Source organism: Rouxiella sp. T17 (assembly GCF_036663475.1).
In the GTDB taxonomy this organism is placed as follows: Bacteria; Pseudomonadota; Gammaproteobacteria; order Enterobacterales; family Enterobacteriaceae; genus Rouxiella.
Genome location: NZ_JAWUEA010000041.1, coordinates 73,602 through 99,560, shown reverse-complemented (window position 1 = coordinate 99,560; position 25,959 = coordinate 73,602). Strand labels below are relative to the sequence as shown.

Below are 25,959 nucleotides of genomic sequence, written 5' to 3'. Positions count from 1 at the left end.
AGAAGGTTATTCCTTACTGACCGCTGTCTGCTGGACGGCAGGCTCGGTCGAAGCGGGTGCAATTTGCTGCTCGAGGCGTTTGATTTTACGCTGGGCACGAGCATGCGACAGGCGAAGTCGCAGATAAAACAGGCCGCAGATAACCCATCCAAGCACAAAACCGGTGGCAAATAGCACCGCCAGCAGAGTCGACACGCGATAATCGCCCTGTGCCAGTAAATAGTTAAAGGTCACTACCTGATCGTTATGGGCACCCAGAGTGATTGAAACCACCACGATGACCAGCACGAACAAAAAAATCAGCAAATATTTCACATTCAGTCCTGTAATGCCGGAGAGTCCGGATAAATTATGCCAAAAACTGCAGTCCTAACCTAATAAGTTAGCATTTCCCATCCCCGCAGGGAAACATTGCAGCCGGATAAAGTCGGGATCGCAGAAAGTTCACACAGCATGATGGCGTGGTTTCGTGCCGTGTAACTTAACCCCTACTTAACTATAGGCTTTTCCGGCGGATTATCTTATCGCCCTGCACAATATATGGGGACAAAATTTATAATTAAAAGGCGGTGGATTATTCAGGCTCGCGGGTCTGAATTTCCTGCTGCTCCTGAACCGGTGGCGCAAAAGGCCCACACAGTTTTTGCGCCAGCCAGCACGACAGCGTAATCAGCACCCAGCTTATCGCCACCGCCGCCATCAGGTCTCGCGGCCAGTGCATGCCGAGCAGCAAACGGCTGCCCATTACCGCCGTCGCCCACACGATGAGCAGCGCAATCGTCTTGTAATGACGACGCGGCCACAGCAGGCCAACGCCGAGCAGCGCCCAGGTCGCGGCAAACATGGTATGGCCCGACGGGAAGGCAAAGTCGGTATCTTTCTGCCAGCTATTGCCCAGCCAGTGCGGGATCTCGGCCTTGTCTTCCATATTGTCGAGCTGCTGACGAACCTGTAAACCGCGCGCCTTTCTTTTCTGCTCATAAAACTTGGCGACGTCCAGCCCCTGCGTCTTGGCAAGCCACTGCACGTAAGGTCGCGGTTCCTGAACCTGTTGTTTAACATAGCTCTTCACGCCCTGCCCAATCAGCACCGCCATGCTCAACAACAGCACCAGCACGATGGCCGGTTTAAGGCGATAGCGCAGACACCATAGAAACCAGGCGCAGAGAATAATATTGGTCAGGGTGCCCCAAGGCGCACTAACCGTCTCTGTTATCGCGTAAAATGGGCGTAAGATATTGTCACTCATGCCGGGCGACCACAGCCAACCGCTTAGCCAGACCAGCGCAGGCATGAGCAGCAGGAGCAGCGCGGTACAGGATGTCCTTATAGCGATTTGAAACATTGTATGGCCCTAATATCTAAAGATTCATGAAAATGAAAGGTATAATGCGCATTCTACGCAGCCGCTTGCAACGCAGTCTAGCCGTGAATGTTATACTTGCGAATAATATTCGTGTGCGCTCCCGCAGTGAGTTTGCCTTAAGGGAGATCTATTGGTGCAAAGTTATTGTTGCAAGGAATTAGCAGACCGATTGGTCAACTATTCTAGGGTTTTATAAAAGCAGCTTTACGGTTTTATCAACGCAGCCGCCTAAAAGTGTGCGGGAACGGGCCTTTTTTTCTGGTCAACCTGTTCATCTCTACGTAGGATGCGCCACAAGAATTAAGAATAATTGCAGGTTTTGGAGAGTAACATGCAGCTGAAACGGGTGGCAGAAGCCAAACTGCCAACGCCTTGGGGCGATTTCCTGATGGTGGGTTTTGAAGAGTTGGCAACCGGACACGATCACCTCGCGCTGGTCTTTGGTGACATCAGTGGTGACACGCCGGTGCTGGCGCGTGTGCATTCAGAGTGTCTGACGGGCGACGCGCTGTTCAGCCTGCGCTGCGATTGCGGTTTTCAGCTGGAAGCGGCGCTGAATGACATCGCCGAAGAAGGCCGTGGCATCCTGATGTACCATCGTCAGGAAGGTCGCAACATTGGCCTGTTGAATAAAATTCGCGCCTACGCGTTACAAGATAAAGGTTATGACACGGTTGAAGCCAACCACCAGCTGGGTTTCGCGGCCGACGAGCGCGACTTTACTCTGTGCGCCGACATGTTCAAACTGTTGGGCGTCGATGCCGTGCGTTTGCTGACCAATAACCCGAAAAAGGTCGAGATTCTGACCGAAGCCGGCATCAACATTGTTGAACGTGTGCCGTTGATCGTAGGTCGTAACCCGAAGAACGAGCATTATCTGGCGACCAAAGCGGCCAAAATGGGCCATCTGCTGGATAAATAATTCGCCCAGAGCTTTAACCCTCAAAATAGCAAAAAGCACCGATCGCAAAATCGGTGCTTTTTTTATGGTTACTGTTAAAAATCAGCTAATTAGAGCATTTTACGAATCACGTAATGCAGGATACCGCCGTTTTCGAAATAGGTCAGCTCGTTGCCGGTATCGATACGGCTGCGCGCGTTGATGATTTCGGTATGACCATCGGCAAAAGTAATGCGCACCGGCACGTTTTGTCCCGGTCTCAGCGTCTGCATGTCACTCACGCTGATCGTCTCGTCACCCTTCAGATTCAAAGTCTTACGATTAACGCCGTGTGGGAATTCCAACGGAAGAATGCCCATGCCGATCAGATTCGAACGGTGGATTCGTTCAAACGATTCGGCGATAACTACTCGCACGCCGAGCAATCTTGGCCCTTTTGCCGCCCAATCTCGGCTTGAACCTGAACCATATTCTTTGCCCGCGATCACCGCCGTCGGCACACCCTCGCTTTGATAGCGCATCGCCGCGTCATAAATCGCCAGCTGTTCGTTTGAAGGAATATGACGCGTCACGCCGCCTTCCACGCCCGGCACCATCTCATTGCGAATACGAATGTTGGCGAAGGTCCCGCGCATCATCACTTCATGATTGCCGCGTCGCGAACCGTAAGAGTTGAAATCGCCGGCTTGCACGCCGTGCTCACTGAGGTAGCGCCCCGCCGGACTCTCTTTCTTGATATTCCCCGCTGGCGAAATATGGTCGGTGGTTACCGAGTCTGCCAGAATCGCTAAAATGCGCGCGTCTTTAATATCCTGAATCGCATCGGGTTCACGTTTCATATCGCTAAAGAACGGCGGATGACGAATATAGGTCGAATCTTCCTGCCACGCGTAAGTCGGCGTGCCTTCAACCTGAATATTCTGCCAATCCTGATCGCCATTAAAGACTTCGGCGTACTCTTTGTGGAACATATCGGTTTTCACCTGTTCCACCGCCTTGGCGATTTCGTTGGCGGTTGGCCAGATATCGCGCAGATAAACCGGATTTCCCTGTTGATCTTCACCGAGCGGATCGTGAGTCAGATTGACCGACATATTGCCCGCCAGCGCGTAGGCCACCACCAGCGGCGGCGAGGCCAGCCAGTTAGTTTTAATCAGCGGATGAATACGTCCTTCGAAGTTACGGTTACCCGACAGCACGGCGCCGACGGTTAAATCGCCCTCTTTGATCGCCGTTTCGACCTCATCGGGCAGCGGCCCCGAGTTACCGATACAGGTGGTGCACCCGTAGCCGACCAGATTAAAGCCCAGCTTTTCAAGCTCTGGCATCAGGCCCGCCGCGTTGAGATACTCGGTCACCACTTTAGAGCCCGGAGCCAGCGAGGTTTTCACCCACGGCTTGCTATTCAAGCCTCGCGCGGCGGCGTTTTTCGCCAGTAAACCCGCGGCCATTAGCACGCTCGGGTTTGAGGTATTGGTACAGGAAGTGATCGCCGCGATCACCACCGCGCCCGTTTTCAGCTGCAATTGCTCGCCTTTATAGGTGAAATCTACGCTTTCTGCGTGATTCGAGGCGATATTGGTCAGCTCAAGTTCGGTCGCGGCTTTAAAAGCCTGCGGCACGTTTGGCAGCGCGACGCGATCCTGTGGACGTTTTGGACCCGCGAGGCTGGATTCGACCTGCGCCATATCCAGCTCGAGGCTGCTGGTAAATATTGGCTCATCGCCCTCGTGACGCCATAACCCCTGCGCCTGGCTGTAAGCCTCCACCAGCGCAATCTGCTCGTCACTGCGGCCGCTAAGTTTCATATAACTTAAGGTCACGTCATCGACCGGGAAGAAGCCGCAGGTTGCGCCATATTCCGGTGCCATATTGGCGATGGTCGCGCGGTCTGCCAGAGGCAAGTCCGCCAACCCGTCACCATAAAATTCAACAAATTTGCCGACCACGCCATGTTTACGCAGCATTTGGGTAACGGTTAATACCAAGTCGGTGGCAGTGATGCCTTCGCCCAGTTTGCCGGTCAATTTGAAGCCAACCACGTCAGGGATCAGCATGGAAACCGGCTGGCCCAACATTGCCGCTTCGGCTTCGATACCGCCGCAACCCCAGCCGAGCACGCCAAGGCCGTTGATCATGGTGGTATGCGAATCGGTCCCGACCAGCGTATCCGGATAGGCAACTTCTCTGCCGTCCTGCTCTTCGTGCCACACGGTTTTGCCTAAATATTCTAGGTTCACCTGATGGCAGATACCCGTTCCCGGCGGCACTACGCGAAAGCGGTTAAAGGCTTTTTGCCCCCAACGCAGGAAGATATAACGCTCGTGGTTACGCTCCATCTCCAGCTTGACGTTTTCGCCAAAGGCTTGACGATCGCCAAATTCATCGACGGTCACGGAGTGGTCGATAACTAAATCTACGGGGGAAAGTGGGTTCACCTGATTCACATTGCCGCCAAGGCGCTCGACGGCCTGACGCATGGCCGCGAGGTCAACGACCGCAGGCACGCCGGTAAAATCCTGCATCAAAACGCGGGCCGGACGGTAGGCAATTTCGCGATCGGCGTGACCGGTTTGTTGCCAGTCGACAATCGCCTGCAAATCGTCTTCGGTGACGGTATCGCCGTCAATGTTGCGCAGCAGATTTTCGAGCAATACCTTCATGGATTTTGGCAGCCGGTCAATGTTGCCCAAGGTGGTAGCGGCTTTCGGCAAGCTGTAAAAGTGATATTCCTTATCGAGGTTTGCCAGCTTATCCTGACTATTCTTGCGAAGATCGGACGACATAGCTTCTCCTTTAAAACGCTTTTTTCTTGTGTATGGCTTTACCATGCAAGTTTAGCTGACGGGAAAGACCCGCCAGACCGTAAGTGTTCTATTAAAGATAACACAAATTAGAATTAACACTTTTATAACAACACGAACTGCTAATTTATCCGCAGAAAAAACAGGGGATCATTGCGACGTTTTGCAGAATTTTAGAAGGGAAAGAGGGGTAAAAAAAGAGGCCACGCAAAGGGCGGCCTCTATTTCTGCTATCTGAAGGAAAGCGACAGAATTATTTGTGTGGCAGTTTAATATCGGTAAACAGCGCCTCGATATCTTCATTCGAGCGCAGCGCAATGGCGCTGTCAACCACGTCACGGGTAAGGTGCGGGGCAAAACGCTGAATGAAATCATACATGTAGCTGCGCAGGAAGGTGCTGCGACGGAAGCCGATTTTGGTGGTGCTGTGGGTGAAAATGTCGCTGGCGTCGACGGTGACCAAATCAGGATCCTGCACCGGATCGACCGCCATGCTGGCAATCACGCCAACGCCTAATCCGAGACGAACGTAGGTTTTAATCACGTCGGCGTCGGTGGCGGTAAAGACGATTCGCGGCGTCAGACCCGCGCGGTTAAAGGCGGTATCGAGCTCGGAGCGGCCGGTAAAACCAAAGGTGTAAGTGACAATCGGATAGGCAGCCAGCTCCTCGATGGTCACTTTTTCTTTGCCTGCCAGCGGGTGATCGGGCTGAACGACAACCGCGCGATTCCAGTGATAGCAAGGCAGCATAATCAGGTCATCGTAGAGATGCAGCGCTTCGGTGGCGATGGCGAAATCGGCATTACCTTTTGAAACGGCTTCGGCGATTTGCGTCGGCGAACCCTGATGCATATGCAGCGAAACGCGCGGATAACGCTCGATAAAGCCCTTGATGACATTGGGCAGCGCGTAACGCGCCTGCGTGTGCGTGGTGGCAACATACAGCGAGCCTTTATCAGGATAAGTATGCTCTCCGGCCACGGCCTTGATGGCGTCAACCTTTGACAGCACTTCACGAGCGATGCGGATGATTTCCTGTCCGGCAGGCGTAACCTGAGTCAGATGCTTACCGCTGCGGGCAAAAATCTGGATCCCAAGCTCATCTTCCAGCATGCGAACCTGCTTGCTGATGCCCGGCTGTGAGGTGTAAAGGCCTTCTGCCGTCGAAGAGACGTTCAGATTGTGATTAACAACTTCTACGATGTAACGCAGCTGCTGTAATTTCATATCTTATACCATCCTAGTTTCAAACCCTGAAAATCTCTTTCACTCTTTGCTGGCGGCTGTTTGCCGGCAGAAAGCGATGGGTGCTCTTTTGTTTATCTGCGAATAGCGCGATGAATAGCGTGTGTGATTAATGCCAATAATGCATAAAAACAATATTTTATATACCAACTGTATCATTTATCAAACAATTTTGTCTTGTCTGTGATTATAAAAAAATCAGTAAGCGACGGGTAGAATAATTGAGAAGCGGGCTTTAGCGCGAAAATTACTCAACGAGGGTTTTGATATGCATAAAAAAACCAGCCACGAGGACTGGTTTTTTATTAACGCTTAAACGTGAACTTGTTTATGCATCGAGGCGAAAAAGATCCTTATTTTTTACCTTCGACCCACTTACCGTCGACGAAGAACGCCGTCCAGCCTGTTGCCTTGCCCTCTTTTTCGGACGAGACATACTGCTGCTTGGTTTTACGGCTAAAGCGTACCATCGACTTGTTGCCTTCCGGGTCGGCTACCGGCGCATCGGCCAAATAGCTCAGCTTTTCAGGCAGGCGATCTTTGAAGCGCAGTAACTCCTCCACCAACGGCGCGCGGGTTTCACGCGATTTAGGGAAGGTATTGGCCGCAAGGAATACGCCAGCCGCGCCGTCACGAAGCACGAAATAGGCGTCGGACTTCTCGCAAGGCAGCTCTGGCAGCGGCACCGGATCTTCTTTCGGTGGCGCAACATCGCCGTTACGCAAAATTTTACGGGTATTTTTACACTCTTCGTTGGTACAACCCATGTATTTACCGAAACGCCCCAGCTTCAGGTGCATTTCAGAACCACATTTGTCGCACTCGACGATCGGACCGTCGTAACCCTTGATGCGGAACTCGCCCTCTTCGATTTCGTAACCGTCGCACTCCGGGTTATTACCACAGACGTGCAGCTTACGGCCCGTATCGATCAGGTAACTGTCCATCGCGGTACCACATTTGGTACAGCGACGGCGAGCACGCAGCGCGTTGGTTTCAGCATCGTCGCCTTCAAGAACGTTCAGAACTTCTGATTCTGGCACCAGGTTAATGGTGGTTTTGCAACGCTCTTTCGGCGGCAGCGCGTAACCGGAGCAGCCCAGGAAAACGCCGGTAGTCGCGGTACGAATACCCATCGGACGGCCACAGGTCGGGCAATCGATGCTGGTCATGATCATCTGATTCGGGCGCATGCCGCCCTCTTCCGGATCTTTCTCGGCAATCTCAAGCTGTTTGCTGAACTGCGCGAAGAAATCGTCCAGCACGCCTTTCCACTCGGCCTTGTTGTTGGCGACCTGATCCAGACCGTCTTCCATACGCGCGGTGAAATCGTAGTTCATCAGCTCGCGGAAGTTATCTTCCAGACGATCGGTGACGATTTCACCCATTTTCTCGGCGTAGAAACGACGGTTTTCAACGTGCACATAGCCGCGGTCCTGAATGGTCGAAATGATCGACGCATAGGTAGACGGACGGCCAATGCCGCGCTTCTCAAGCTCTTTAACCAACGACGCTTCGCTGAATCGCGCAGGCGGTTTGGTGAAGTGCTGGGTCGGCAGCAGCTGTTGCAGGTCAAGCGTGGTGCCGACTTCGATTGGCGGCAACGTGCGATCGTCGTCGCCTTTGCGCAGCGCAGGCATCACGTGGGTCCAACCATCGAAACGCAGCGTACGGCCTTTGGCGCGCAGTGAGTAATCGGCCGCTTTAACGGTCAGCGTGGTGGAGTCATACTGCGCCGGCACCATCTGGCAAGCCACAAACTGACGCCAGATCAGCTGATAAAGGCGCTGGGCATCGGCTTCCATATCTTTCAACTGCTCGGAAACGACGCTGACATCGGAAGGACGAATCGCTTCGTGCGCTTCCTGCGAATTCTCTTTATTGCTGTAGAGATTTGGCGCTTTCGGCAGATATTTCTCGCCGAAGTTATCATTTATATACCCGCGCACCATCTCTACCGCGTCTTTGCTCAAGTTGGTTGAGTCAGTACGCATGTAGGTGATGTGACCGGCTTCATACAGACGCTGGGCCATCATCATGGTTTTCTTCACGCCGAAGCTCAGACGCGTGCTGGCCGCCTGCTGAAGTGTGGAGGTAATAAAAGGTGCGCCCGGCTTGCTGCTGGTCGGTTTGTCTTCGCGATCCACCACGTCAAAGCGGGCTTTCTCAAGCAGCGCAACGGCCGCGTGAGTCTGCTCGCGATTAACCGGCTTGAAAGGTTTCTCAAGATGATGAGTTACTTCCATCTGTAGCGCGATGTTCTCTTTCGACTGCAAATCAGCGTGCAGCTCCCAGTACTCTTCGGGAACAAAAGCCTTGATCTCTTTTTCGCGCTCAACCACCAGACGCACGGCGACAGACTGAACGCGCCCCGCCGACAGTCCACGGGCAATCTTTTTCCACAGCAGCGGCGAGACCATGTAACCCACAACGCGGTCCATGAAACGGCGCGCCTGCTGGGCATTTACGCGATCAATATTCAGCTCGCCCGGCTGCTCAAACGCCTGTTGAATGGCGTTCTTGGTGATTTCGTTAAACACCACGCGGCTAAAGCGTTTTTCGTCACCGCCGATCACTTCCCGCAGGTGCCAGGCAATGGCTTCCCCCTCGCGGTCAAGGTCGGTTGCGAGATAGATGTGGTCGGCTTTTTCAGCGAGCGATTTTAACTCGGCAACGACTTTCTCTTTACCGGGCAATATTTCGTACTGCGCCTCCCAGCCGTGGAACGGATCCACGCCCATGCGATTGACCAACGCCGTTTTCTCATCCTTTTTAACTTTTTTCTTTGTTTTATCTTCGGTTGAGTTAGCGCTTTTTTTACTCGCAGAGCCACTGGTTGGGAGATCGCGGATATGACCGACGCTGGACTTAACCACGTAGTCATTTCCTAAATATTTATTAATCGTTTTGGCTTTTGCCGGGGACTCAACTATTACGAGAGCTTTACCCATAATTACCTTTTACCTAAATTATTCTTCTCGGAAAGAAGATTTTGTCTTGTTTATGCCGCGGCACATTTAATGTCTTTATTTATATTGCGGCACTCGGTCAGGAGATCAACCCTTTTTTTTACTTGGCCTTTTCAACCGTCTTCCAGAGGGGCAACTCAATGAAACGAAGAGTTAGAAGCCCGGACAGGATAAGGAAACCGCAATCATGGCACAAAATATTCTTCGAGCGTAAACAAATCATTCCACCCGATGCCAGAAAATCCCACACTCTACCTGATAAAAATTGCCACGCAACTTAATTAGCATGTAAATGTGCTTTCTGCCAACCTGAACATAATTTGATCTGCGTCATACAGCCTTGCCCCGCGCGGGATTGCGGCCCGTCGACGCTCGGCGCTACAATAATCGGCACTCCTTCAATGAGGCACAAAGCCAATGCCAACCGATCGCGAAACAATAACGCCTGCTGCACTACTTATAGAAGCAAATAAAGTTATTCGCCAGCACGAAAATTATCTTACGGGTATGAATGCAACAGAAGTTGAACAAAAAGGAAATGTTTTGGTCTTTCGCGGGGAATTCTTCCTCGATGAACAAGGATTACCTACGGTAAAAACAACTGCCGTATTTAATATGTTTAAACATCTCGCCCATCTTTTTTCAGATAAATACAGGCTGTAAAACACGTTTCTTTTTTAATCGAAAGAGTGAGGCATTTAATTAATTTTTAATTAAGTAATCTACTCCTTTTGAGTGATTAAAAAGCGATAAAAAAGGGGCCGTAGCCCCTGTATATTTTGTTATGGCAACGGTTTTTCACCGCGCTGCAACCAGCGTAAAAACAGACGGTCAATACTTTCCGCCGCGCTGCCGGTAAAGCGGTCCATCATTCGTTTACGACGGGCGTAACGTACCGCAATGACCTCATGATTTTTCATTTCGGCGATCAGCAAATCATCGCTGGTGCCCACGGCATCAATCAGCCCTTTTTCACGCGCCTGCGTGCCAAACCAGTGCTCACCGGTGGCCACCGCCTCGATATCCAGTGAAGGACGATTCTGGTGAACAAACTCTTTAAACAATACGTGAGTTTCGTTTAAGTCTTCCTGGAATTTTTCGCGCCCTTCATCGGTGTTTTCGCCGAACAGAGTCAACGTACGTTTATACTGACCGGCGGTGTGCAGCTCGACGTCAATATTGTTTCTCTTTAATAGACGACTAAAGTTCGGGATCTGCGCCACAACGCCAATCGACCCGATGATGGCAAAAGGTGCCGCAACGATGCGATCGGCGACACAGGCCATCATGTAACCCCCGCTGGCCGCAACTTTGTCGACCGCAACGGTCAGACGCACGCCACCCTGACGCAGGCGCACCAGCTGGGAAGCCGCCAAGCCGTAGCCATGCACCACGCCGCCTGGGCTTTCCAAACGCAACAACACTTCATCCTGCGGCGTCGCGACGGCCAGTACGGCGGATATCTCTTCACGCAGCGACGTCACTTCATGAGCGTCCATACTGCCTTTAAAATCAAGCACGTAGAGACAAGGTTTGCCGCTACTTCTGCTGCCCGCCTTCGCCTGCTGCTTTTTGATTTTCGCCTGCGCTTTCTCTTCTTTTCTGAAAGCCTTGAGATGCAGTTTCTGTTCAGCCGGATGCAGCCGCGCCGTGCGCATTTCGCGCTGCATGTCGCGGTACTCTTCACCCAGATCGGTCAGGCGCAGTTCGCCTTTCGAGGATGATTTACGCTGACGCAGCCCAATAACCAGCACGATCAGTGCACCAATGGCTACCACTACCGTTACAATCTTGGCTAGAAAAAGCCCGTACAGAGGGAGTAAATCCACAAATACCGCCTATTAACATTCTGATAAGACACGAAGTCTATTCTAGACAATCGCCAGCGGCCCGTCTTGCTGGAAAGGGGCAAGATAAGCCACTCAAGACACATTTTCAGGATAATCGCCATAAATGCGCTAAACAGGGTGCGCCGAAAGTCCAATTTTGTTACAAATGATCAGCTTTATAATGGGTTAATCGTTGAAACTGAGATTTATTTCAGGCATATAACTGCCACCGTTAATCCATTCTTATTGAATATTCTAGCAATTCGTTTGGCCCGGTTGAGGATTCAACTCCCGGCAAACGAATTGTTCCGATGTGTCGCTGGCGCTGACCACCACATCCTGACGCCACTTAGAGGACAACTCCCGTGCATTATCATCCAAAATCCGACCTGCTTCGCCAACGTATTATTTTAGTCACCGGTGCCGGCGACGGTATTGGTCGCGAAGCCGCCGTAACCTATGCCCGCTTTGGTGCGCGGGTCATTTTATTGGGTCGTACAGAAAGCAAACTTATAAAGGTGCAACAGCAGATTGCCGATGCAGGTTGGCAAGCGGCCGAGATTATCACCCTCGATCTGCTCACCGCCACTCAGCAGGATTGCGATAACGTCGCCGAGCAAATCGCTCAATGGGTGCCGCGCCTCGACGGCGTGCTGCACAATGCCGGTTTGCTCAGCGAAATCGTGCCCGTCAGTGAAATCAAATTGCAGGACTGGCAAGACGTGATGCAGGTCAATGTTAACGCGACCTTTATGCTGACCCAAAGCCTGCTGCCTTTGCTGCTAAAATCCGCGAGTTCGTCGCTGGTGTTTACCAGTTCCAGCGTCGGTCGTGAAGGTCGCAGCGGTTGGGGAGCCTACGCGGTTTCCAAGTTTGCCACCGAAGGGCTGATGCAGGTCTTGGCCGATGAGTATAAGCACACTAATCTGCGTGTAAACTGTATCAATCCGGGCGGTACGCGCACCAGTATGCGCGCCTCGGCGTTCCCGGAAGAGAACAGCCTGAAGCTTAAAACGCCCGCCGATATTATGCCGCTGTACCTCTATTTGATGGGCGACGATAGCCGCCGTAAAACCGGTACCAGCTATGATGCCCAACCTGGCCGCAAAGCCGGTCCCGCTGAATAATAAGGCGATTTAATGAGCGAAGAGAGACACCAGCAGCGCCAGCAGAAGCTCAAGGAGCAGGTCGATGCGCGTATTGAAGCCGCCACGGAAACGCGCGGCATTCTTATCGTCTTGACGGGCAATGGCAAAGGCAAAACCACCGGCGCATTTGGCACCGTGACTCGCGCCGTCGGCCACGGCCAGCGCGCGGGCGTGATTCAATTTATTAAAGGTGAATGGCCCAACGGCGAGCGAAACTTGCTTGAGCCGCACGGCGTAGAATTTCAGGTCATGGCGACCGGATTCACCTGGGAAACGCAGAATAAAGAGACCGATACCGTTGCCTGTCAGGCCGTTTGGCAGCACGGCAAACGGATGCTGGCCGACGCCTCGCTCAATTTAGTCGTGCTTGATGAACTAACTTACATGGTGAGTTTTGGTTATCTGGATTTGCAGGAAGTTATTGATGCGCTGAATGCTCGCCCTGCTCATCAAACGGTGATCATTACGGGCCGCGGCTGTCATCGAGAGCTGCTTGAACTGGCTGATACCGTGAGCGAATTGCGTCCGGTGAAGCACGCATTTGATGCCGGGATTATGGCGCAACAGGGTATCGACTGGTAAATTTTGCCTAAAAAAAAACCGCAACTCTTAAGCTGCGGTTTCATTTATTCAGGCCCCTTCAGAACCCTGTAGCACAGTTTTTACCCGCGAAATTAACGCTTGGCAGGACCTGTACTACGACGCGAAGGTGCAACGCCGGTGTGGCGCTTCACTGCACGACGGATCTGATTAGCTTTCACGCGACGACGATCGCGCTCAACCGGCATCTTGCTGACGGTTTCTTCGGTCATGTCCACCAGCTGACGCAGGTAGTTGATGTCCGGCAGATCCAGCTCTTTATAACCGCCGCGAGGCAGGCCTTTAGGCAGGTTCAAATCGCCGTAACGCACGCGAATCAGACGACTCACCTGTACGCCAACGGCTTCCCAAAGACGACGAACCTCACGGTTACGCCCTTCGGTCAGAGTTACGTTGTACCACTGGTTCAGCCCTTCTCCGCCCTGATATTTAATGGTGCGGAAAGCAGCCGGACCATCTTCCAACTGAACGCCACGGCTCAGCTGCAAGATTTTAGCGTCGTCAATCTGACCAAATACGCGCACGGCATATTCGCGTTCAACTTCACGGCTTGGGTGCATCAGGCGGTTAGCCAGCTCACCGTCGGTGGTGAACAGCAGTAAACCGGAGGTGTTCACGTCAAGGCGGCCAACGGCAACCCAGCGAGAGCCACGCATTTTCGGCAGACGGTCAAACACGGTCGGGCGACCTTCAGGATCGCTGCGGGTACACAGCTCGCCTTCCGGCTTGTAGTACGCCAGCACGCGACAGACGGTATCTTCGGCTTCGAGAATCGACAACACGTGACCATCGAGACGAATTTTGGTGCCCGCGTGCATTTCAACGCGATCGCCGAGGGTAGAGATTTTACCGTCGACGCTGATACGGCCAGCCTGGATCATCGCTTCGACTTCGCGACGTGAACCGTGTCCGGCGCGCGCCAATACTTTTTGCAGCTTTTCGCTTTGCAGACCTTCACCGTCGTCCAGCGCATTTTTCGGCTTTTCGTATTTCGGTGCGTCTTCTACTTCGTCATCAGTGACTTTTTTAACCTGCAGTGACTCTGAACGCGGCTTGGTGCTGCGCGGTTTGTCACCCTGCGGGCGGCCATTTCGTGGCTGATCGGTACGGCTTTTGCCTGCACCTGATTTTTCCGCAGCGGCTTTACCACCACGGGTAGTTTGAATACGGGATTTTTCGGCGCCGGGCTTTTTGCCGCGCGGCTTATCCGACTCGCTGCGCTGAGAACGCGGCTTGTCAGAGGAAAATTTATCGTTTTTTTGCTTACTGGAATTATACTTCTCGCTCATTGAGCAGCCTCTTTTGTCGCCTTCACAGGCGTCATTTTTACTATAGGGTCGGCGCGCCAAATAATCTTCATGTCTATCAATAAGATATAAGCAATAGGATATAAGTGTCAGGCGTGCGACGCGATACAAAGGTGAATAACGGGCGCTAGTTTACCACAGTGCAGCATAATTTTTTTGATATTAATTCACTGAAAAAATAGTGCCTTACGATGGCAGTAAACCGCGCTCACGATGCGCCGCAATGAGTGAAACGTTGAAGTTTTTATAATAAATGGGCGATAGGATGGGGGAATAACGCAGCGAGTTTCGCGCTGAAAATCTCCCTTGACGGGTAATGCCATCATGCGCATCATCGCCAGCTCGCAGGTTCGCCCTGCTTTTATCCCCTGCCACGCGGCCAATCCTCTGCAATTCGCCTTGATTTGGGTGCGCAATATTTCTCGTCAGCTGTCGAGCTGCGACGGTTTGGATGTTAATTCAGCTCCGATCCATAACTGGCGCGCCTTTCTGTTGCACATCGCTACGCATAATGTCAGTAATTCTTTGGCGCAACTGCATCATGCGGTCATTAACCCGCTGTTGCCGCCGACTATTTCAGCGGATATCAGACCTTTATTATTGCCCGTTATTACCCTAAGCAGCGCCCTAACGATTCATGAGCTCAATCATTCGCCTAAATTACAGGACTTGTGGCGCTGTTTTATGGCCCGCAGTCAGGCTCATTTACTCCACGCGCTAATTATTCAGCCCATTGTGTTATTAACGGCGAGCAGCGAAACTAAAACGCTGCTTTGCCAGGTCGCGTCCAGCCTGATAGTCCCCCTTATTTATGCGCGATTGTATACGCAAAATGACACACGAAATGATACGCGAACAACTTCTTGCCCGGCGCTGATATCATTAATATTGGAATTGCCGTCACTCTATATTGCCGTGCAACGCTATCGCGATATTCCGCTTGATGCGTTCAATTATTGGATAGTAGAGCATCTTGATTACTGGCAAAAAAACGCCTGGTTGCAGGCCTATACTCACTCTGACCTTGTCAACGTTTGTCTATTAATAAGCAGTTTAGCGATACTCTGGACGATAAAAAAACCGCTTTCTCCGCCCTCTTCGCTTATCTCTCTTTTACGCTCGCTGCTCACTCGACTGATCAACCTCTATCCGCCTTTTTTGCCCAATTCATTCATCACGCCCCTAAATAAATCCTTTATTCCCAGACTCGAATCAATGCCGGCGACTAAGCCTTTGCGGAGTCAGCAGCATGCAAATAATGCAGCTACGCAACAGGTTTCGGTTCCTTTATTAACTAGCACGGCGGCGGCTGCAAATATGGGTTGGCAATCGCGACGTCCCGCGGGCATTGCCGTAGCACTCGCCTCTTCAGCAACATTGATAACCTATGGCGGATATAAGTTAGTAATGAAGTTGCTACACGGATTATCGGCATTAAACCCTCGAGAAAAGCCGCTCGCGCCGAGTAAAGCATCACTTTCTGCTAGAAACAGAAAGGCGTTATCCACGCACTATTCAAAAGCACTGCATATTTCAAACTTCACGCCGCGCAATGAAATAGATGCGCCCATTTTATCCGCCGCCAGAAAGTTTTTGAGTGCAGAATTCCCCGCCGATTCCACGGACGGCATCGCGCTTATCGCGGCTTTGGCCAATCAACTTTTTGATAACAGGCTCGATTATAACTTTACGCAGCTCAATCTTTTTTTCCGTTATCTAAAGCAGGCTGCAAAGGTTGATGACATTGGCCTTTCGGGACATAAAAGCGGTAACAGTTCGGAGGTTGGGTTAATTATCTGGACGGGTCATAAGCCCTTTGATTTGGCGCAGGATATTGCTGGCGGAAAGATAAACCATGCCGAACTTCGCGATGCCGTCGCATTAATTATGCATTTGACTTTACGCGCCAGCGGCACGGCGTTCCCCATCCTTATTAGCCTCAACGAGGTTAAATACCACGCCGTGAGTCTTTATTATCAGTGGTATCTCAATCATCGCCCGAATACCTCTGCCGAGCAGCATGATCCAAAAACAGCCGATCTGACGATGGGTGAATTTTATCATCAGCTTGAAGAGAAATTGCGGCGGGCGATCGCGCCCTTTAATCCTCATCAGGTCGACGTTAAAAGGCTGATTCATTTTCTTATTTATCTTGAAATGCCGAATGTCGCCATCGGCATTCAGTTTAATAACGGCAGCGCGCCCGCGATCAGTAAGCAAAATTCCTATGCTATTCATGCTGACCTGTCACTCAAAAATAAGGGTGACGAGCTTCGCGTCGATAACTATCTTTCGACAATAGAGAAGGTTAAACACGAAGATATACGCACTATTAATTTAATCACTCACAGTGAACTCTTCGCCGCGACCTTTAGAAAACAGGGTTTCATCGCCGACATTCATCGATGGGTTTTCAATACCGAATATGAAATAGCCGAAATTGAAAAGAATATTCATGACTTAGGCTACTTCGACAGAATGGCGATGATTACCGTGGTGGTTTCAGAATTGGGGGCGCAACAGCGCGTGCCGTGGACCGCAAAGCGCACCATTCCGTATCCCGGTAAGTTGTCGATTGAGCAGGCTTTTACCCGCATTCATAACTATTACAAACAGCGTGAAAGTACCAGCGGACGCTCGGGTGCCGTTATTCCGCGTAGCCACATGATAGCCATTGAAAGACACCGTAACTGGCTGGAGCAATATATTGCGCTCGGCGGCAACTTAACCGTCATGCTGGAAGTTGATCCGCAGGTGTTTGATAATTTTACTAAACATAATCCGCAGCAGGATATTCGTCGCAGCCTGCAAAAAATGATGCCTTTGAAAAGCATCAACACACTTTTTCATACCAAGTATGACCGCGATATAGCCCGCGAACATGACCTTATTCGTCAGACGATTAATAAATCACTCGAGTTGCTCAGCGTGAGGCAGCGGGAATTAATCAATAGTGCCGACGGCTATATGATGGTCAATCTCCTCAAGTATGCACACACCTTTGAAAGCGCCTTCGCTCAGCTGGAGAGTACCCAGCGTGAGCTATTCCCGACCTGGAAGCTGGCTACGCTCGTCATTATTTTTCATGGTGAAACGCTCAACGTATTTGCTTTTAATCGCCGTCATTATCTCAAAACGCTTAAGGGTGAGCTTATTACCTTACTGCGTGAATATTCACATTGCGGCAGTTTGCAAAATACGCTTTCACGCTTATTTGATTATATGTCTGCCAATCCGCAGCTGTTTATCGAAACCAACACTCATCAGCGTTGCCCTATTCCAATGTGGGCCATTACTGCTTATTCCTTTGAACTCGAGACACGGCGGTATACTTCTAAACAACAGGTCATTGATCAGCTTTGTCGTGATAATTTGCAGCCACGACAAGATATGAAACGTCGCGCTTATGCAGAAACGGCAGAGGAGCGGGAGTTGGCGCAGGATATACGCTGGTTGGCTTTGCGCCCGTGGTTACCCTTTATCGAGTGCTATGACTTTACAACGGGTCTGGCTAACGAAAAAGAGAAGTTCTGGATAACGGCGCTGGATGGCTTAACCTGTGGCTTAAATTTCATTCCTGCCGGTAAAATTGTCACTGCGCCCTTTAAGATCATTATTAAAGGCGCGCAGAAAATAACGCGTCCCGGCAAAACGGCAATGAAAACGGCCGTCATGCACTCCGTTGATCGCTTCTTTTCCGGGCCTATTCCCGGCGTTACCGCTGATTCATTAGGTGAATTCAGGCGGTTATACAAAAATATTTACAGCGATGAAATCTATCGGATGAGCGAAAAAGGGTTATCCGAAATCTTGATTGACGGCATCTATACGTTTGTTTCTCGTGGTTCGCCGATTCCGCTGCCTAATATATTCAAATGGAACATGAAAATGCTGTTTCATGCCGTCACGAGTATGAATAAAGGCTTTCTGCTCAAAACCATCGCACAGGGCATTAAATCCAATGCGGCCCCTGCCATGGGCTTTATTGGCGAAAAAATTGCGCCAAAAGTTTTTCGCAGCGTGAGGCGCAAGTTACAAACGTCGGCTAATGAACGGCCCGATGAATTTAATGAAGAAATATTTGAGATGATTTCCAATCCGCAGCGATATCTCCCCTATGACATTACCTTCAATGAAGAGCGATGCAATTTCAATCGTCTGCGGCTGCGCTGTGAGCTTGAAACTTATGAGCAGATAAGCCCCGTTAAATTGGGAGCGCAGGATTCAGTCGAACAATTAACCATTCGTCGCGCGCTTCATCAGAAATTGCTGCTTGCCCTCTTTCAAAGTGATAATCCTCATTACTGGCAACGGTCACTCAATAATGTCAGCGTCGAGATACAGGTTAATGGCGAGTTAGCGCGGCGCACGGTGAGCTTTATTGCTATTAGTCCGCAGTTCGACCCTACCCTTGCTTATCTCAAAGAATTTTACGTCACGCTTTGGGACCGGGAATTCGACGGCCTGCTGTTAATGATTAACCCTCGGCAAACTGCCATCAAATCGGCCGAGGCATTCGCGTTAATTATGGCAAAAGCCGAAGCGGGTAGAAATATCGCCATTTCTTCGCCCGTTAATCGGTGGGAAAGCCGCCCGCAAAATAGCGCGTTGCTAATAGCGATAGAGAAACTGGCGCAAAGTATCCGCGGCGCCAGTTATTTACCCGATGTCGAAGACGATTTAATCAGCAGCCGTTATCTCGCCAATCTATTCGGTCAGTTGGCGCTGTTTAGCCTTGAGGATTGGGATAAGAATTTTGTTATCGCCATTATTACCCAGCAGGTGCAAGCAGAGAAAATCTTTCTCGGCAATGTGACTGAGGCTTTATTGCAGCCTTTTATTCGGCAAATGGTGCAGGAGCTTAAAGGCGCTTTGGATGTGGCTTGCTTACATAAAGCAGGTGCTGACTGTTTCTATCGACTGCTAAGAAATAGCGAATTAAAACAGGAAATTAATAACTATCAGTCCGATCTCTCTGGCCGACTGCCCTCGATATTCATTAATACAAAATACCGTGATTTCATACGCGCTCGAGAAGGCCGGCCCAATGCCGTACCTTCTGAAGTTTGGTCATTGATAACCGCCGATGAAGTTTATCTATCAATCAGAGAACAGATCCATCGGCTAGTTTATCGACATTACGACAGGTTTATGACCTCTTATGACTATCAGAAAGTTTTAAAGGGGGTCAATAAGTCATATAAAAGCATGAAGCCATAAAACCGGTCATCAACGGAAAGGTGCTGGATCCCCTGCCCCTTCGCGCACCACTTCGGGTACTGAGTCAGTGAGATCGACAACCGTGGTTGGCTGCTGACCAATCGATCCGCCGTCGAGAATAAGATCCACCAGCTTGCCAATGTTATCTTTGATCTCTTCCGGATCTGCTTCGGCAAAATCATTGCCCGGCAGCATCAACGTGGTCGACATCAACGGCTCGCCGAGTACGTCAAGCAGGGCCAGCGCAATCGGATTCGACGGCACGCGCAGGCCAATCGTTTTACGTTTATCGTTCATCAAACGGCGCGGCACTTCTTTGGTCGCCTTGAGAATAAAGGTGTAATTGCCCGGCGTGTTATTTTTGATTAAACGAAACGCCGTATTATCGACATAGGCATAGGTCGAAAGCTCAGACAAATCGCGGCACACCAAGGTAAAATTATGGCTACCATCGAGCTGACGAATGCGGCAAATACGCTCCATCGAGGCCTTATCTTCAAGGCGACAACCCAGCGCGTAGCCAGAATCGGTCGGGTAAACAATCACCGCGCCTTTACGCAACATATCGACGGCCTGATTAATCAGACGCGGCTGCGGATTCTCAGGATGCACATAAAAATACTGACTCATAAAAACTCCTCTTCACTTCTAAAAGGCCGCAGTCATAATCCAAAGTCATAACTAAGTGACTGGGGTGAGCTGGCGCAGCCAACACAGTTGCAGCTTCAAGGCCGAAGGATTGGCCAATTAGCCCAGACTGGGTTTACTCCACCGGGCAACCAAAGCTTGCGGCCAAGTTCAATCCACGAGCAGGGCTGATGAAAATCAGAACCCTGCGACGCCAGTAAATTATAGTCGCGGGCAAAAGCGGCGTGCTGCGTGCGCTCGTTGGGCGCTTGCTGGCACTGGGCGACTTCCATCGCGTCGCCACCCTGCTCGGCGAAATAGGCAAGCAGTCGCTTAAGCCATTTGGTCGACAGATCGTATCGTCCGGGATGCGCGACTACGGCTTGCCCACCCGATTGATGAATAACATCAATAGCTTCTTTAAGTGTACACCACTGTGGCGGAACGTAGCCGATATTGCCTTTTGCCAGATATTTCTTAAACACCTTGGCGATGTTTTCCGCGACGCCGATTTCAACCAGATAACGGGCAAAATGCGCACGGGTTACCGCGCCGCCCTGAGCAAGACGCAGCGCGCCTTCCCACGCGCCTTCAATTCGCGCTTTTTCCAGACGACGGCCTATCTCCTGCGCGCGTTCCACCCGCAAACGTGCCTGATTCGCCAACAGTTTCACCATCGCCGGATGTTCGGGATCAATGCGCAGGCCCACAATGTGGATCTCGTGGTTTTCCCACAGCGTCGAGATTTCAACGCCGTTGATTAGCTGAAGAGGCAAGCTGTCGGCTTCAATGGCAGCGGCGGCACGCGCCAGTCCGTCGGTACTGTCGTGATCGGTAATCGCCAACACGCCGACGCGCATCTCGACCGCGCGGGCAACCAGCTGCTCCGGTGTGAGATACCCGTCGGAGGCGGTAGTGTGGCTGTGCAGGTCATAAAGAGTGAAGGCAGGGTTATCGGATACGCTGGATGTCATAATAATGCTTGTAGGCCTTAGATAAAAAACTGCGTCTATCATAACGTGTAAGGCCTCTCGACGTTACCGCTATCTCGGCACGGGATTGGAATCGCGCAGCTTTTGAGCAAAATCGGCCGTTGCCGACAAGTTACGCCCTTTTTGTCTAAAGAATGGATAAAAGAAGGTTGACTTTGCGCCAATGAACTAGTTAACTAGTACGCAAGTTCACGAAATAAGTGACCATCGAATTCCGGCAAGATAACTGACAAGAGTGACTGATGATGAAAATGAACCTCAACCTTTCAAATAGCTGGTGGCGCGCTTCCCCTTCGCGGGCGGTGTAATTGCGCATAGCTGTCATCAGACGCTGCAGATACCCGAAGCCCGCATAACGCGGGCTTTTTTGTGGATAAATTTTAGGAAACATCATGAGCAATCAACGACATAAATTGGAATTGTTGACATCGCAGGGAAGTCATCGTGGCGATCCTACCGCAATTTTCCACCAACTCTGTGGCGCACGTCCTGCGACCTTGCTGCTTGAAAGCGCGGAAATCAATACTAAAGAGAGCCTGAAAAGCCTGCTGATCGTCGACAGCGCCCTGCGTATTACCGCGATGGGCCGCGTGGTCAACATTCAGGCGCTTACCGCCAACGGCGCCTCTTTGCTGCCGCTGCTCGATGAATCACTGCCGCACGACGTCGACAACAAGGTGCGTCCGAACGGTCGTGAATTGACCTTCCCGATTATTGACACCATGCAGGATGAAGATGCCCGTTTGCGTGCCAAGTCGGTATTCGACGCGCTGCGTAACGTGCTGAATCTGGTGGAATCGCCGGAAGACGAGCGCGAAGCGATGTTCCTCGGTGGACTGTTTGCCTACGATTTGGTTGCCGGTTTCGAAGATTTGCCACAGCTGCGCGCCGATCAGCGTTGCCCGGATTTCTGCTTCTATCTGGCCGAAACGCTGCTGGTGCTGGATCACCAGAAACGCACCAGCCGCCTGCAGGCGAGCGTGTTTACGCCGAATCAGGAAGAGAAACTGCGCCTGACCGAACGTCTTGAACAGCTGCAACATCAGCTGAAACAGCCTCCTCACGCCATTCCGCAGCAGTCTGTGAATGACATGCAGCTGAGCTGCAACCAGAGTGATGAAGAGTTTGGTGGCGTGGTCGAGCAGATGAAAGTGGCGATTCGCGCCGGTGAAATTTTCCAGGTGGTGCCGTCTCGTCGCTTCTCGCTGCCTTGCCCTGCGCCGCTGGCAGCCTATGAAACGCTGAAGAACAGCAATCCAAGTCCTTATATGTTCTTTATGCAGGACAACGATTTCACCCTGTTCGGTGCGTCACCTGAAAGCGCGCTGAAATATGACGCTACTAATCGTCAGATTGAAATCTACCCGATTGCAGGCACCCGTCCACGGGGTCGTCGCGCTGACGGTTCGTTGGATGCCGACCTTGACAGCCGCATCGAGCTTGAAATGCGTACCGATCACAAAGAGCTGGCCGAACATTTAATGCTGGTGGATCTGGCACGTAATGACTTGGCGCGCATCTGCGAACCGGGCAGCCGTTACGTCGCCGACCTGACTAAAGTTGACCGTTATTCCGTGGTGATGCATCTGGTTTCCCGCGTGGTGGGCACCTTACGCGCCGACCTCGACGTGCTGCATGCCTATCAGGCGGTGATGAACATGGGTACGCTGACCGGCGCGCCGAAAGTTCGCGCCATGCAGCTGATTGCCGAATCTGAACAATCCCGTCGCGGCAGCTACGGCGGCGCAGTGGGTTACTTTACTGCTCATGGCGATCTCGATACCTGTATCGTCATTCGTTCAGCGTATGTTGAAGACGGCATCGCGACCGTGCAGGCCGGCGGCGGCGTTGTGCTTGACTCCGTTCCACAGGCAGAAGCCGACGAAACCCGTAATAAAGCCCGTGCCGTGCTGCGCGCCATCGCCACAGCTCATCATGTTAAAGAGGTGTTTTAAGATGGCCGACATTTTACTTATCGACAACGTAGACTCATTTACCTACAACCTGGTCGACCAGCTGCGTTCGAGCGGACACAACGTCAAAATTTATCGTAACCAGATCCCGGCTGACGTGATTATTGAAAAACTCAGCCAAATGGAAAAACCGGTGCTGCTGCTGTCGCCGGGCCCGGGCACGCCGTCGCAGGCGGGCTGCATGCCAGAACTGCTGCGCCGTTTGCTCGGGCAGCTTCCTATCATCGGCATTTGCTTAGGCCATCAGGCGATCGTTGAAACCTACGGCGGTCACGTGGGTCAGGCGGGCGAAATCCTGCACGGTAAAGCGTCATCTATTACACACGATAACGAAGGCATGTTTGCTGGAATGAACAATCCGCTGCCGGTCGCACGCTACCATTCACTGGTAGGCAGTCAAATCCCGAAAGGATTGACCGTCAACGCCCGCTTCGGCGAGATGGTGATGGCCGTGCGCCACGACGAAGATCGCGTCTGCGGATTCCAGTTTCATCCGGAATCAATTTTAACCTCTCAGGGTGCCCGTCTGCTGGAACAGACGCTGGCCTGGGCTTTGGCGTAAGAGGAACAGTCATGGAAACGCAAACTATCGCAGGTATTCTGGAAAACCTTTACCAGGCACAGACGATGACTCAGGAAGAGAGCCAAACCCTGTTTACCGCTATCATCAAAGGCGAACTTGAACCGGCACAGCTGGCGGCGGCGCTAATTAGCATGAAAGTGCGCGGCGAGCAGCCGGCAGAAATCGCCGGTGCCGCGCAGGCGTTGCTGGCCGACGCCGAGCCGTTCCCGCGTCCGGACTATGCGTTTGCCGACATCGTCGGTACCGGCGGCGACGGCACTAACAGCATCAATATTTCTACCGCCAGCGCGTTCGTTGCCGCCTGCTGCGGCGCGCGGGTGGCCAAACACGGCAATCGCAGCGTTTCAAGCCGTTCAGGATCGTCAGATTTGCTGGCCGCGTTTGGCATCACGCTGGATATGCCAGCCCAAGCCTCACGCGAAGCGCTGGATGATTTAGGCGTCTGCTTCCTGTTTGCGCCGCAGTATCACACCGGTTTTCGCCACGCGATGCCGGTACGTAAAGCGCTGAAAACACGCACGTTGTTCAACGTGCTGGGGCCGTTGATTAATCCGGCCCGTCCGCCGCTGGCGCTGATTGGCGTTTACAGCCCCGAGCTGGTACGCCCGATCGCCGAAACGCTGCGCACGCTCGGTTATGAGCGCGCGGCGGTCGTTCACGGCGGCGGCATGGATGAAGTGGCGATTCACGCGCCGACGCAGGTTGCCGAGCTCAAAAACGGTGAAATCACCACTTACGAGCTGACGCCGCAGGACTTTGGGCTGGACAACTTCCCTATCTCCGCCCTGCTCGGCGGCGAACCGGAAGAAAACCGTGACATTCTTGCACGCTTGTTACAAGGTAAAGGTGACCCGGCACACGAGGCCGCCGTGGCTGCAAACGTCGCCATGTTATTGCGTCTTTTCGGTCAGGAAGATTTAAAACAAAATGCACAGAAAGCTTTGGCCGTAATGCGCAGCGGAGAACCCTTCAAGCGCGTTACTGCATTGGCAGCAAGAGGATAAGTGATGCAGCAGGAAACCGTGCTCCACAAGATTGTCCGCGACAAGGAAGTTTGGGTCGCGGCACGTAAAGAACAACAGCCGCTAGCCAGTTTTCAAAACGACATTACGCCAAGCCAGCGCAGCTTTTATCATGCCCTGCAAGGCGCGAAAACCGCGTTCATTCTTGAATGCAAACAGGCTTCGCCTTCAAAAGGCAAGATCCGCGAGAACTTTGATCCGGTAGAAATTGCCAACGTTTACAAAGATTTCGCCTCGGCGATTTCCGTATTGACCGATGAAAAATATTTCCAGGGCAGCTTCGATTTTCTGCCACTGGTCAGCGCGGCGGTGACGCAACCCGTGCTGTGCAAAGACTTTATCATCGATCCTTACCAGATTTATCTGGCGCGCTTTTATCAGGCCGACGCCATTCTGCTGATGCTCTCCGTGCTGGACGATGAGCAATACGTGCAGCTGGCCGCCGTCGCACACAGCCTCAACCTTGGCGTGTTGACCGAAGCCAGCAATGAAGAAGAGCTTGAGCGCGCGATTAAACTTAAAGCAAAAGTGGTCGGCATCAACAATCGCGACCTGCGTGACCTGTCAATCGACCTGAATCGCACCCGTGAACTGGCGCCGCGCGTGCCGCACGGTACATTGGTTATCAGCGAATCCGGAATTAACGATTACGGGCAAATCCGCGAATTAAGCCGTTTTGCCAACGGATTCCTGATTGGCAGCGCGCTGATGTCCGAACCTGATCTGACCAGCGCCGTGCGTCGCGTGCTGCTTGGCGAAAACAAAATCTGCGGGCTGACGCGTCAACAGGACGCCAATGTCGCCTATCACGCTGGCGCGATTTATGGCGGGCTGATTTTCGTTAAAGCGTCGCCGCGCTATGTCGACAGCGCGCAGGCGCGTCAGGTGCAGAGCGGCGCGCCGCTGAAATACGTTGGCGTGTTCCGTGATGCCGACATCGCCGAAGTGGCCGAAAAAGCCCAGGCATTGAATCTGTTTGCCGTGCAGCTGCATGGCGATGAAGACCAGACTTACATTAACCACCTGCGTGAAATTCTGCCGCCGCGCTGCCAAATCTGGAAAGCGCTGAGCGTGACCGACGTGGTGCCCGCTCGCGACTTAGAGCACGTGCAGCGTTACGTGCTCGATAACGGCAAAGGCGGCACCGGCCAGCGTTTTGACTGGAGCAAGCTTGAAGGCGAAAAGCTGGACAACGTGCTGCTGGCGGGCGGGTTGGGCGCAGATAACTGCGTTCAAGCGGCCCAGCAGGGTTGCGCCGGACTGGATTTCAATTCAGGTGTCGAAAGCGAGCCGGGAATCAAAGACGCGGCAAAAATTGCTGCGGTATTCCAAACGCTGCGCGCTTACTAAATTAGTGTTAAAGGAAGAATCT

The 25,959-nt window shown here is 52.0% G+C and carries 16 protein-coding genes, 1 pseudogene and 1 other annotated feature; of the genes and pseudogenes, 8 read left to right on the top strand and 9 right to left on the bottom strand.

Translation table 11 applies throughout. The features are described 5' to 3' along the window. Positions 1-6 precede the first annotated feature (6 nt). Positions 7-315: a LapA family protein gene (locus SC206_RS19745; protein WP_332740033.1), complete on the bottom strand. Its 309-nt coding sequence runs from the start codon at positions 313-315 to the stop codon at positions 7-9. A gap of 259 nt (positions 316-574) precedes the next feature. Continuing rightward, positions 575-1,345, bottom strand: coding sequence for a phosphatidylglycerophosphatase B (gene pgpB / locus SC206_RS19740; protein ID WP_332740031.1), 771 nt, complete (start codon positions 1,343-1,345; stop codon positions 575-577). A gap of 352 nt (positions 1,346-1,697) precedes the next feature. Here pgpB and ribA point away from each other — a divergent pair, with 352 nt between their 5' ends. After that, entirely contained in the window at positions 1,698-2,288 is a 591-nt protein-coding gene (gene ribA / locus SC206_RS19735) for a GTP cyclohydrolase II (RefSeq protein ID WP_332740029.1), read from the top strand. Between the two features lie 89 nt (positions 2,289-2,377). Here ribA and acnA read toward each other — a convergent pair whose 3' ends face one another. The 3 genes from acnA to topA all read right to left on the bottom strand — a co-directional run bounded on the left by acnA (position 2,378) and on the right by topA (position 9,268). After that, a complete protein-coding gene (gene acnA / locus SC206_RS19730; RefSeq protein ID WP_332740027.1) occupies positions 2,378-5,053 on the bottom strand; it encodes an aconitate hydratase AcnA in 2,676 nt (891 codons plus the stop codon). Positions 5,054-5,324: 271 nt separating this feature from the next. Beyond that, complete coding sequence (gene cysB / locus SC206_RS19725; protein WP_332740025.1) at positions 5,325-6,299, bottom strand: HTH-type transcriptional regulator CysB; 975 nt, start codon at positions 6,297-6,299, stop codon at positions 5,325-5,327. A 371-nt stretch (positions 6,300-6,670) separates the two neighbouring features. Further along, a complete protein-coding gene (gene topA, locus SC206_RS19720) occupies positions 6,671-9,268 on the bottom strand; it encodes a type I DNA topoisomerase (protein WP_332740022.1) in 2,598 nt (865 codons plus the stop codon). 435 nt (positions 9,269-9,703) lie between these two features. On the opposite strand from topA, the gene SC206_RS19715 reads away from it, so the two are divergent. Next, positions 9,704-9,949, top strand: coding sequence for a YciN family protein (locus SC206_RS19715; RefSeq protein ID WP_332740020.1), 246 nt, complete (start codon positions 9,704-9,706; stop codon positions 9,947-9,949). Positions 9,950-10,068: 119 nt separating this feature from the next. Here the strand turns inward: SC206_RS19715 and sohB are convergent, their stop codons facing one another. Continuing rightward, a complete protein-coding gene (gene sohB / locus SC206_RS19710) occupies positions 10,069-11,115 on the bottom strand; it encodes a protease SohB (RefSeq protein WP_332740018.1) in 1,047 nt (348 codons plus the stop codon). 365 nt (positions 11,116-11,480) lie between these two features. Between sohB and SC206_RS19705 the strand changes: the two genes are divergently transcribed. Together SC206_RS19705 and cobO are read left to right on the top strand one after the other, a co-directional pair. Further along, the gene (locus SC206_RS19705) at positions 11,481-12,242 is read left to right on the top strand and encodes a YciK family oxidoreductase (RefSeq protein WP_332740016.1); all 762 of its coding nucleotides are present in this window, start codon (positions 11,481-11,483) and stop codon (positions 12,240-12,242) included. A gap of 12 nt (positions 12,243-12,254) precedes the next feature. After that, positions 12,255-12,845: a cob(I)yrinic acid a,c-diamide adenosyltransferase gene (cobO, locus tag SC206_RS19700; RefSeq protein ID WP_332740014.1), complete on the top strand. Its 591-nt coding sequence runs from the start codon at positions 12,255-12,257 to the stop codon at positions 12,843-12,845. Positions 12,846-12,937: 92 nt separating this feature from the next. On the opposite strand, the gene rluB is transcribed toward cobO, so the two are convergent. Further along, on the bottom strand, positions 12,938-13,813 hold the full coding sequence (gene rluB, locus SC206_RS19695) for a 23S rRNA pseudouridine(2605) synthase RluB (protein ID WP_332740349.1): 876 nt from the start codon (positions 13,811-13,813) through the stop codon (positions 12,938-12,940). Between the two features lie 804 nt (positions 13,814-14,617). Between rluB and SC206_RS19690 the strand changes: the two genes are divergently transcribed. Next, complete coding sequence (locus SC206_RS19690; protein ID WP_332740012.1) at positions 14,618-19,390, top strand: hypothetical protein; 4,773 nt, start codon at positions 14,618-14,620, stop codon at positions 19,388-19,390. 9 nt (positions 19,391-19,399) lie between these two features. On the opposite strand, the gene SC206_RS19685 is transcribed toward SC206_RS19690, so the two are convergent. Next, a complete protein-coding gene (locus SC206_RS19685; RefSeq protein WP_332740010.1) occupies positions 19,400-20,020 on the bottom strand; it encodes an L-threonylcarbamoyladenylate synthase in 621 nt (206 codons plus the stop codon). A gap of 95 nt (positions 20,021-20,115) precedes the next feature. After that, on the bottom strand, positions 20,116-20,991 hold the full coding sequence (gene rnm, locus SC206_RS19680; protein ID WP_332740008.1) for an RNase RNM: 876 nt from the start codon (positions 20,989-20,991) through the stop codon (positions 20,116-20,118). A gap of 287 nt (positions 20,992-21,278) precedes the next feature. Beyond that, positions 21,279-21,380: a sequence feature (Trp leader region), on the top strand. A 21-nt stretch (positions 21,381-21,401) separates the two neighbouring features. Between rnm and SC206_RS19675 the strand changes: the two genes are divergently transcribed. The 3 genes and pseudogenes from SC206_RS19675 to trpCF all read left to right on the top strand — a co-directional run bounded on the left by SC206_RS19675 (position 21,402) and on the right by trpCF (position 25,937). Continuing rightward, positions 21,402-22,964, top strand: a complete 1,563-nt coding sequence (locus SC206_RS19675) for an anthranilate synthase component 1 (RefSeq protein ID WP_332740006.1) — start codon at positions 21,402-21,404, stop codon at positions 22,962-22,964. 1 nt (position 22,965) lies between these two features. Next, positions 22,966-24,569: pseudogene (gene trpD, locus SC206_RS22120) on the top strand (bifunctional anthranilate synthase glutamate amidotransferase component TrpG/anthranilate phosphoribosyltransferase TrpD). A gap of 3 nt (positions 24,570-24,572) precedes the next feature. After that, a complete protein-coding gene (gene trpCF / locus SC206_RS19660) occupies positions 24,573-25,937 on the top strand; it encodes a bifunctional indole-3-glycerol-phosphate synthase TrpC/phosphoribosylanthranilate isomerase TrpF (protein ID WP_332740002.1) in 1,365 nt (454 codons plus the stop codon). Positions 25,938-25,959 lie beyond the last annotated feature (22 nt).

What these genes read in the sequence shown, in the direction of transcription:
- ribA (WP_332740029.1), top strand. Translation starts at nt 1,698, where the DNA reads ATGCAGCTGAAACGGGTGGCAGAAGCCAAACTGCCAACGCCTTGGGGC.
- pgpB (WP_332740031.1), bottom strand. Translation starts at nt 1,345, where the DNA reads ATGTTTCAAATCGCTATAAGGACATCCTGTACCGCGCTGCTCCTGCTG.
- SC206_RS19715 (WP_332740020.1), top strand. Translation starts at nt 9,704, where the DNA reads ATGCCAACCGATCGCGAAACAATAACGCCTGCTGCACTACTTATAGAA.
- SC206_RS19675 (WP_332740006.1), top strand. Translation starts at nt 21,402, where the DNA reads ATGAGCAATCAACGACATAAATTGGAATTGTTGACATCGCAGGGAAGT.
- cobO (WP_332740014.1), top strand. Translation starts at nt 12,255, where the DNA reads ATGAGCGAAGAGAGACACCAGCAGCGCCAGCAGAAGCTCAAGGAGCAG.
- SC206_RS19685 (WP_332740010.1), bottom strand. Translation starts at nt 20,020, where the DNA reads ATGAGTCAGTATTTTTATGTGCATCCTGAGAATCCGCAGCCGCGTCTG.
- rnm (WP_332740008.1), bottom strand. Translation starts at nt 20,991, where the DNA reads ATGACATCCAGCGTATCCGATAACCCTGCCTTCACTCTTTATGACCTG.
- topA (WP_332740022.1), bottom strand. Translation starts at nt 9,268, where the DNA reads ATGGGTAAAGCTCTCGTAATAGTTGAGTCCCCGGCAAAAGCCAAAACG.
- trpCF (WP_332740002.1), top strand. Translation starts at nt 24,573, where the DNA reads ATGCAGCAGGAAACCGTGCTCCACAAGATTGTCCGCGACAAGGAAGTT.
- cysB (WP_332740025.1), bottom strand. Translation starts at nt 6,299, where the DNA reads ATGAAATTACAGCAGCTGCGTTACATCGTAGAAGTTGTTAATCACAAT.
- acnA (WP_332740027.1), bottom strand. Translation starts at nt 5,053, where the DNA reads ATGTCGTCCGATCTTCGCAAGAATAGTCAGGATAAGCTGGCAAACCTC.